This window comes from Bartonella sp. TT110JLCBS (assembly GCF_042193405.1).
In the GTDB taxonomy this organism is placed as follows: domain Bacteria; phylum Pseudomonadota; class Alphaproteobacteria; order Rhizobiales; family Rhizobiaceae; genus Bartonella.
Genome location: NZ_JBHILT010000018.1, coordinates 10,856 through 16,663, shown reverse-complemented (window position 1 = coordinate 16,663; position 5,808 = coordinate 10,856). Strand labels below are relative to the sequence as shown.

Below are 5,808 nucleotides of genomic sequence, written 5' to 3'. Positions count from 1 at the left end.
TGAGAAATGCAAGAGCCGTACAACGAAAAAAGAGATGCAAAGGCCTTAATACGTGTTTAGCTTATCAAAAAGGGGGATATAATGGCACTTTTTCCATTTTCTATTGCTGATATTGATGATCCGGAATGTATTCGTGTGGTTCTTTATGCTAGCGGAAGAATGGGACATGCTCCTTTAAACGCATTGTTGAAGAAAGCATATGAAGATATTACAAAAATTGCAAAGCGCATGGATGCTTTAGAAAAAAAATTAAATGCTCTAGATCTTACCAATGTCGAACAGAAAAAAAATGAGAAAGAAGAGAAGCAAGACAGTATTAATAGTGTTGTGAGTGGTGGAATAACGACACCAAACAGTTTTGTGAGCGCACCAGAAATTAAAACAGAATCATCGTCCGTTGGAGACATATTTTTTTCTCCAATATACGAGGCGCCAAAAATAGACTACAGCTCTTTTATTTCAAAATTTACAGCACATAAGCCGCTAAAAATACACAGTAGTGTTGCTCAAGACATCAATGTTGAGCATTCTGGAAAGATTTCTTCTTTGTTAGATAAGGAAAAATAGAATAGAGTGATCATAACAATATGTATGGGGTGAAGCTATAGATCAGATAAACCTAATTTATATCTTCGGTGGAGCCTGAAATTGCACTTTGTTTGAGATGTTAAAAAATGGTAAAAATTGATAGAGAAGCGTTGTTGCTGGATAAGTTGATCATGCGTTGTTGGGGAGAGTAGGGCGCATATTGAAATCTAAGGGTAAGTTTTTAAAGCCTACAGAGTAAGGAGCTATGCCCAAATAGAAACGCATGGCAAAAGAAGCTTTAAAAAGATAAAAAATCTTGCAATCATTTTAAAAAGCTTTTGGATAGAGCGTTTGATGATTTTAAATCTATAAATAATTTGCGGTTTTTACGCTTTTTAAAAAGAGAAAAAGTGCAGTTCATCGCAATTTTAATTTGTTAAAAATCCCATAAAAAGAAAATGTTAATTGCCAAAAGGACAAAAGCAGAAAAATGCCTATACGAAAATCATGCGTATCGTTGTGTCTTTTCTTATAAACGAAGAGAAATGCTATACTGTTTAAGAAGACTTGAAGGCTAAAGGTTCACTTGTTTTCTTGTCATATAAGATGGTATAAGCGGTTGTTTGTCTTATCCTGCTTATGCTGTAAAGGCTGTCCTTTCAGGTGTGATGATATAAGGCAAGCCTCTTTGTAAGAGCCTCCATGATACAAAAAATGTTTTTTAAAAGGCGTGGCAAATATTTAAGGCAGGCTTATTTGTTGAGCTTTAAGTTTAAGTCAATCACATGTGAGAAAGCCAAATGGACACCGCTCAATCCGAGCTGTTGATAGATCAGATTGGGTGAAGAATCTTCATCTTTTGAAGTGGTGGATGAAAGTCAAGAAAAACCAGCTTTTACAAGCGTAAAAGAACGGGGCTTATTATAATTATGGACTTAAATCATGTGTGTTTTTTCATGGATTATATTGAGATAAAGCTACAAAGTATGTTGATTTATTTGATACGTTTTTATTTTAGAAAGTGCATTGTTGTAAACAACTCTTCTCAATACGAATGTATCATTATTTATACTCTTTTTGGATATTTTTATAAATATAATTAAAAAGCTTGCAATACTATACGTTTTGTGTATAAGTATTTATTACTGATTTCTTTTGTATTTTATTTAGTTATATCTCTATTCATAAGCCGCGCCTTTAAATGGCGCGGCTTTTTTACTTTCTAATAACAGGGGCGCTATATATTTGTTATTGAGATGGCTTTGGATATGTTTCTCATTATTGTATTTTGTGATTTCGTTTTGCTGTGAAATCTTTAAATTCTTGTGTGTTTTATCCCAATAGGGAAGATTCAAATAAAAATGCAGGCGTCTGGGTTTGGTTTCTTTGCTTTGGTTGGGGAGGCGTTGAATAGTTAAAGAATCTTTGTGACTGTTTGACGGAGAATGATATGAGGTGAAGCATAAAATGGTGGCGCATTTGAAGGGCCATTATCATACATGCCAGCATGGTCAAAAATGCAAATGTGTCTTTAACAGTGTTTGTGTGGTGAATAATGGTCAATCCATTGAGCACTCCCATCTTTACGCTTATGTAGAGGCAAGCCCGCACCATCATTGTATTTGCTCGCTCCCAATATTACGACAGCCTTGGTTCGTGAGACGATTCATAAGAGGCATATGCCTTTCTTATACAGTTTTTAATCCACATACCAGTTCCACTTGTAACTTGTAAGCAACATGGTTTTGATTGTTTCAATAGAAAACAAACTTCGGATGAGAGAATCCTATGGTGTTCGGGTTTCTCATTCAACATGTAAAACAATAAATATTCTTTATAAATCAATATGACATGTCTTAACGAAGACGAATTGTTTATAGATCCGCATGGATGAAGAATCTTCGTCTTTAAAGGTGATGAGAGAAAATCATCAGCCCTATTTTTTCATAAAGGGCATGAGAAAAGTACTTTACAAGAATTTTATACGATAAAAATTATACGATAAAAAAAGAGGGGCTTTTGACATAAGAGTCTTGATCGTTTGTTGCTATAACCTGTATTGTATACACAAATACTTCTATCATTTTTTGCTGTAAAAGCTTCTCTTGGGATGTTAAAGGGTACAATCTTTATGGAAAAAAGAATCCGAGCAAGACAAAAGGCTTATTTCAAAAGATTATATCGCAAGATTGCTTTTGTTTGCATAATACTTTTTTGTATAGTGTTTTTGTGTTTTGTTGTTGCTAAGGTGGTTAGTTATTTTTCTTCTCATAAAAAAGTAACACAACAAGCAGCCGTTGAATTGGTTATTCCTGTTTTTGATCTGCGCGTATATTGCAAGGAAATTTCTGCTTCCGTTATGCCCGATATGAAAAGAGAAGTTTATCAGCATTGTCTTAATTTGGAAAGTGAGGCCTATTTTGCTATTCGTGAAATGTGGGATAAGCTTTCTGATAGTGCTAAAAAACAATGTTTGACGATGGTCCGTCCTGGGGATGGAAATTATTTTCTCTTACGAGACTGTTTTCTCAATGAAAAAGAAAATAAAACAGGCAAAAAGCGCAATTACTTTTAAGTTTTTATACGGAAAGTTAAAAGGAAGCGAATTTTTATAAAAAAAAGCCTCTTAAATGACTATCTGCCTCAAGACCAATAGCAACCTGATTTATTTATCTTGTTATATCGCACTTCTTATTTAAGGTGTGGCGACATAAGGTATGGATGCCGCCTTGAAATGTTTAAAGGGGCGTGGTGGAGTTTCAGAAGGATTTGTTGCGCTTTTTTAAGGGAAGAACGAGTGTGGGAAATCCATTTCGTAATGGTTCTGGTGAATGGTATAATCCTCATGAAATGTATGAAATTTATAGAGTATGTTCATCTTTATGGTTTGAAAAAGAGTAAGCCGGTACTATCTCACACTTTGCTTGCTCCCAATGGTGTCTCTCGACAGCCCTTTAGCCTTAAAGACGGTTCATAAGAGGTACTTTAAGTCTTTTTTATTGTTTTTACTCCACGCAGGTTTTCCCACGTGTAACATGCAAGAAAAAAAGATTGATTCAACAGAAAACAGATAGAAAATGAAAAATCCTACGGTATTAAGTTTTCTTACTTAACACAACAAATATGAATTATCATTATAAACCAATTCACTGTACGAATTTTATAAGAATTTTTATTGTTGACAGACCAGTGTGACTCGAGAATCTTCGTTCTTTGAGGGGGTAAGTCAATAGACGTGACAAAATGAGTAAAAAACTTCCTTTTATAAACATTCAAGGCTGCTTCATGCGTAAAACGCTGTGCTAGGTTTACAAATGTGCTTGTTTTATAATTCTAGTTTTCTTTATCAGAAAAGATAAGAGAGTAAATGCGTTAGGCCATTCTTATTGATAGGCTTTGAGGAGGGGCTTTTTTTGAGAAGAAGCTGATTTTTAAAAAAGTGTGACATATTGGTCAGTTTTTTCATAATTTTATATTTTTTTGTATTTAAGTATTTTGTTTTTAAGCTCAATTTGTTATAAATAAAGACTGTGATTAACTTAAAAAGTCTATGGGTTAAAATAGAAATTGATAGTATCGTTGGCTTATTTAGGAAAGAAGATTGATCTCTTGGTGATTATAGGGCTTGAATAATACTTCATGTTAATCTATCTATAAAAATCAAGAGGTTTTGTGAGGCGATCGTGGATTATCGCTCGCAAGGGGTTGCTTTAGCGATGAAGAGAGGCTATATTTATAAAATAAAGAGGTTCGCGCAGTGACTCGTTGGGATGGACGTGCTTGAGAGTTAAATGCACGAGGGGGTAGAGAATATCGGCGTTTTTAGGAGCGGTGGTTTTAGAGCAAAAAAGGAAGCTTCTAATACTCTCTGGCAGGATTTTTTTCTTTGTCAGGTGTGTTATATGTGTGTTTTCCTTTGTTGTTTTCCACAAGATAATTATTTTTTTAGTGAAATATGGTTTATTTTAAAAAAAACACTTGGCATTTTACGTGAACATCATTAGGTTTCTGCTGTTTGACAGAGAAAAAGGGAATTTTTGATTTACGATTTCCCTGCTGTTTTGTGATTTTCAAGAAAATATATGCTTTTATCAATATCAGTAGGGTTCGTTTGAGTGAAATAAACGCGGATAGCTTGATAATCGTATGTTAAACATGATTAGCATTATCAAAAGATAATGCAATGAGGAAGAGTCAATTAAGACACACATAAGACAAACACTCCAAAAAGGGATAAAGATGAGGCCACAACAAAATAGACGGGTACGCGGTCGCAATAATAACAATAATGGTAATAACAATAATAATCGTCGCGGTCCTAATCCGTTGTCTCGCAATTATGAAAGTAGCGGTCCGGATGTTAAAATTCGCGGGAATGCTCAGCAAATTGCCGATAAATACATAAGCCTTGCGCGTGATGCACAAGGTGCAGGTGATCGTGTTATGTCGGAAAATTATTTACAACATGCCGAGCACTATTTGCGTATTATTTTAGCAGCAGCTGGGCAAATGTCTCAATCGCCTCGGCGTGATGAAAATCGTGGTGATGAAAACGAAAATCGTGATGAAAACAATGGACAAGAATGCGGTGAAATAAATCTTGACGGTGAAAAAAATGATACTGTTGAGAGTGATACAGATGTATTACAAATGTCATCGCAAAAAAATGGCAATGGCCAATATGATAAAGTGCAAAATGGAGATGCGCGTGAAAACGCTTTAGAGACTCTATCGGATGAAAAAACAGATCAAGAGCACTGTCTCTCTGAGAAAAATGTTGAACCCATCAAAAAAACACGTCGTTCTCCCCGTCGACGTACTGTACGCACTCAAGATGAAGCATCTTTTGAGCTTTCACTCACAACAGCAGAAAGCTCTAGCAATGGAGATGCATCAAAAGTGACAAAAGAGGATTCTTCCTTGCCTGAATTAGGTGAGGGGATACAGAGAAAGACGCGCCGTCGCCGAGTGGTCAATCTTGAGGCAGAGGAAAATGTTTAAACCCGAAGGTTGCTGTGTAGCGCGAGCGTGGTGATGTTATTGGTATCATGATGGTAAATTGTAATATGCTCAAGAAGCTTCTTGCGCTTTCTTTGAATTTTCACGGGCAGTATCAGGAATTTAACAAGGGGTGTTGACGGAAAAGATGGCCTCTTTGCTGGGGATAGGTGAAGGGATAAAGAGAAAGACGTGCCATCGCTCAAGTGGTCAATCTTGAGGCAGAGGAAAATGTTTAAACCCGAAGGTTGCTGTGTAGCGCGAGCGTGGTGATGTTATTGG

At 35.8% G+C, this 5,808-nt stretch carries 3 protein-coding genes; all 3 read left to right on the top strand.

Annotated elements, in window-relative coordinates; genetic code table 11:
* Positions 1–81: 81 nt before the first annotated feature.
* The 3 genes from ACFILW_RS07535 (at position 82) to ACFILW_RS07525 (ending at position 5,529) form a co-directional block, all read left to right on the top strand.
* A complete protein-coding gene (locus tag ACFILW_RS07535; RefSeq protein WP_375685450.1) occupies positions 82–567 on the top strand; it encodes a hypothetical protein in 486 nt (161 codons plus the stop codon).
* 2,092 nt (positions 568–2,659) lie between these two features.
* Positions 2,660–3,103: a hypothetical protein gene (locus ACFILW_RS07530; RefSeq protein WP_375646289.1), complete on the top strand. Its 444-nt coding sequence runs from the start codon at positions 2,660–2,662 to the stop codon at positions 3,101–3,103.
* A 1,664-nt stretch (positions 3,104–4,767) separates the two neighbouring features.
* Positions 4,768–5,529 (top strand): DUF4167 domain-containing protein, encoded by a 762-nt coding sequence (locus tag ACFILW_RS07525; RefSeq protein WP_375622702.1) that lies wholly within the window; start codon positions 4,768–4,770, stop codon positions 5,527–5,529.
* Positions 5,530–5,808: the final 279 nt, after the last annotated feature.